Below are 3,915 nucleotides of genomic sequence, written 5' to 3' on the forward strand. Positions count from 1 at the left end.
GCGGGCCGACGACTGGTCGGCCGGCGCCCGCCCCCAGCGGGTCAGCAGCCAGGCCCACTCGAACTGGTGACCCGGCTCGACCAGGGTCCCGGCCTCGCCCGCGGCCGGCCGCCAGTCGGCGTCGAAGAATTCGCGCAGGAAGCCGCCGTCGGACTCGATGAAGGCCCGGCGGGCCAGGCCCACGATCTCGTCGGCCATGACGGACCATGCGCCGCCCGGCTCCAGCGCCTCCCACGCCAGACAGGCCTCGAGCAGGTGCATATGGGCGTTGGCCTGGAACGGATGGGCGGCGTCCTCGCGCCAGCCGCCGCCGGGGTGGACCAGTCCGCCGAGCGCCTGGCGAAGGGCCTGCGCCCGCGCCGTCATCCGCCCGGTCTCGACCCCGGCCTGCGCCGCCGCGGCGAAGGCCAGCAGGACAAAGGCCTGATCATAGAGCGACGCCGTATCGTCCAGCACCTCGCCGCCGGTCGAGACCCGCGTGCGGTACAAGCCGTCCGGTCGACGGCTGGTCTCCTCGAACCGGTCGAGGCCCTCCTTCACCAGTCGCCGCCACGGACCCGCCCAGCCCGCCTGACCCGCCACGCTGTAGACCCAGGCCTGCCGCGCCTGCACCCGGGCCCGGCGGAAGTCCCCGACCGGGACGCCGTCCCGGTCGATGGCCTCGTGGAAGCCGCCGTCCCCGGCCACGCCGATGGTCGCCCACAGCGGCAGGGCGTTGAAACGCATCCAACCGTCAAAGGCCCGCGCGAGACCCGCCAGCGCCTCCGCCCCGGACGGGGCGCCCTCGACGTGAACGGGCGAAATCTTGCGCAGGCGCTCGACCAGCCCCTTGACCTCCTGGCTCCGGTCGAGGCGGCACACCAGCACCGCGTCCGGCTCCGCGATGATGGCCAGATCGCTCACGCCGATGGTGGCGACGACCATGCCCTCCGCCGCCCGCACCAGATTGGCCCCGCCGTCCTCGCTGCTGATGCTCAGGCCGCGATCCGCGCCGCCGGTCTCGGCCACCGCATCCCATGCGCCCAGGTCCGACCAGTCGAAGTCGACCGGCAGCACGGAAACGCGGTCGCTCTTCTCCATCACGGCGTAGTCGATCGATATCCGGGGCGCCGCGTTGAAGGCGTCAGTCAGGATCACGGTCGCGCCGCCGCCGTCCGGCAAGGCCCGCCGCGCGGCCGTCAGAACCTCGGGAGCGAACCTCTCCAGTTCCGCCATCAGGACGTCCGCGCGCACCATGAAGTTGCCGCTGTTCCACAGATAGCCGTCGGCGACATAGGTCTCGGCGCGTTGACGGTCCGGCTTTTCGACAAACCGCCTGACCCCCGCCAGTCCCGGCCCGTCCGGCTGGATGTAGCCGTAGGCGGAGGAGGGCGTGTTGGGCCGCACGCCGAAGGTGACGATACGGCCCGCCTCCGCGGCCTTCGTCCCCTCGACGACCGAGGCCCTGAAGCCCTCGCCGTCTGGAATGTGGTGATCGGAGGCGACGAACAGGGCGATCCCGTCGGGCCGCCGCCGCAGGATCCACTCGGCCGCCGCCGCCATGGCCGGAGCGGAATCGCGGCCGGCCGGCTCAATCAGCAGCACCGCCGCGGTGTCGCCCAGCTGCTCGGAAATCGAGGCGGCGTGATCGCGGCCGGCGACCACGACGATCCGGCCGTCCTCGCCGGCCAGGGGCGCCACCCGCGCCAGGGTTTCCTGGAACAGCGACAGGTCGCCTGTCAGGTTCAGGAACTGTTTCGGCCTGCGGTCCCGCGAAGCCGGCCACAGCCGCGTTCCGACGCCGCCGCACAGGATCACCGGAAAGATCGCCATGGCCGCCCCCTGTTGACTGCCTTCTGGCCGCCCGCCCCCGCTGGAGGTCAACTGTGCAATCGTGCCGACGCGATCCTAACAGGTGGTGCACGGACTCTGCATCAGCCTAGGGCTGGGCCCCCGGCCGGTTCGCTTCGGATCCGGGACGGGCCGCCGTCACGGGCGACGGGGCCGGCGAAACGACCGCCTCCTCCCGCCACGCCGCCGCGGGATTCAGCGCCGCCGTCGCCTCCAGAAAGGTCCCGGGCTTCATCGACGGCTCGGGCGCCGTGCGCAGGCCGGCCACCCGCGCCAGATCGGCGATGAAGGTGATGCAGTTGCGCCGCCTCAGGTCATAGACCGAACCCTCGGGGCTGTTCCACCAGTCGGCCCGGGCCCTGAGCGCATGCCAGGTCGCGTCATCGACGGTCAGGCTGAGGAACGGCTGGCCCTCGTCGACATAGCGGGCGTCGGGACTCGCCACCACGCCGCCGCCGCGGACGAACAGCAGGTGCGGCCCGGGGCTCTCCGCGGTGAAGCCGGCCGACCAGTCGACCGCCTCGCCGGTGGCGTCGACCGTCCCTTGCGCGTGCACATAGGCGTGGGGAAACAGCAGATAGCCGCCGCGCACCCGGGCGCCGGGATGGGCGTAGAAGGTCACCGTCACCTCCGCCCAGGCCTGACCGGCGATCAGGGCCAGCATGAAGGCGGGGATCAGCGAGCGAAACAGTCTGCGGGTCATGGGCTCTCCGGGCGTCGGCCCACTGTGGGGCGCTCCGGCCGGAACGTGCAAGGGCCGCCGGGGATGCGTCCCCCGACGGCCCTCTCGTCCCGGTTCTGCGGTCCCTGTCAGTGCGGCGACGGCTTGGCCACCACATCGGCCTCCCGCGTCCGCGACCGCGCGCAGGCGACGGCGAAGACGGTCAGCAGCACATAGCCGGCCAGCGGCACATAGAAGGCCGGATTGAACATCATCGCCGCGTCGTCGACGATCAAGCCGGCGATGAGGGGCAGCACGGCTCCGCCGACGATGGCGGTGCACAGCAGGCCCGAGGTCGCCGATGCGGGCGCGCCCGAGCGCTCCAGCGTCAGGGTGAAGATGGTCGGGAACATGATCGAGTTGAAGAAGCCGACGGCGATGGCCGCATAGGCCGCGGTCTCGCCCGAGGTCTGGGTCACGATCAGGCACAGGATGGCGGCGATGGTGGTGTTGACCGTCAGCAGCACCCCGGCCCGGATCCGGGTCAGCAGAAGCGCGCCGATGAAACGACCCACCATGGCGCCGCCCCAGTACAGGCTGACCATCCGCCCGGCCTCGGCCTCGGGGATGTCGAGGATGGTGGGACTGCTCAGGAAGTTGGTCAGCAGACCGCCGATGGTCACTTCCGAGCCGACGTAGATGAAGATCGCCAGGCCGCCGAACAGGGCCCAGGGTGAGGTGAAGGCCTTCAGCGGCGAGGCCACGCCGCCGGCTTCCTCGGCTCCGGCCGCCGCGGCATTGATCTTCTTGCGGGCCGTGAAGATGAAGAAGGCGACCACGGCGAAGAAGGCGCCGAGGGCCAGGAAGGCGATGTCGATGCTGCGCAGGGACTCGGCGCGCGTGGCCGAGGTGACCACCGCCCCGGCGGCGAACACCCCACCGGTCAGCAGCACGGTCGCGCCGAGATAGGGTCCGAGCGTGGTGCCGAGCGAGTTGAAGAACTGCGAGAAATTCAGCCGCGCATGCGAGGTCTTCTTGGATCCGAGCGCCGCGACCAGTGGATTGGCCGCGACCTGAAGCAGGGTCACGCCCGAGGCGATGATGAACAGGGCCAGCAGGACGCCGGGATACCAGTCCATGATGGTGGCCACCGGCACGATCAGACAGCCCAGCACCATCACCCCCAGCGCCGAGATTATCGAACGGCTGTAGCCCAGCTTGCTGAGCACGGCGGCGGCGGGCACCGACACCACGGCGTAGGCGATGAACCAGGCCGAGGCCGTCAGCATGGCCTCGGCGGTGCTGAGATCGAACACCTTGCGCACCGCCGCGATCAGCGGGTCGATCAGCGAGGTGGCGAAGCCCCAGGCGAAGAACAGGGTGGTCACATAGGCGAAGGCGAGGGTCGTCCCGCGGCCCGCCGG

Annotated in this window: 3 protein-coding genes; all 3 read right to left on the reverse strand. The window is 71.1% G+C overall.

Annotation, left to right across the window (positions count from 1 at the left end):
* Positions 1-1,812 (reverse strand): AGE family epimerase/isomerase (locus RDU12_RS13540; protein ID WP_308685137.1); only part of this gene is annotated, 1,812 nt, incomplete at its 3' end.
* 106 nt (positions 1,813-1,918) lie between these two features.
* The gene (locus tag RDU12_RS13545; RefSeq protein WP_300290587.1) at positions 1,919-2,533 is read right to left on the reverse strand and encodes a hypothetical protein; all 615 of its coding nucleotides are present in this window, start codon (positions 2,531-2,533) and stop codon (positions 1,919-1,921) included.
* Positions 2,534-2,640: 107 nt separating this feature from the next.
* Positions 2,641-3,915: glucose/galactose MFS transporter (gene gluP / locus RDU12_RS13550; protein ID WP_308685139.1), on the reverse strand; the 1,275-nt coding region annotated here is incomplete at its 5' end.

It is taken from the genome of Brevundimonas sp., from assembly GCF_031082345.1.
Lineage (GTDB): Bacteria > Pseudomonadota > Alphaproteobacteria > Caulobacterales > Caulobacteraceae > Brevundimonas.

Bases quoted from the DNA above. Each gene is read 5' to 3' on its own strand.
- RDU12_RS13545 (WP_300290587.1), bottom strand. From the start codon at position 2,533: ATGACCCGCAGACTGTTTCGCTCGCTGATCCCCGCCTTCATGCTGGCC.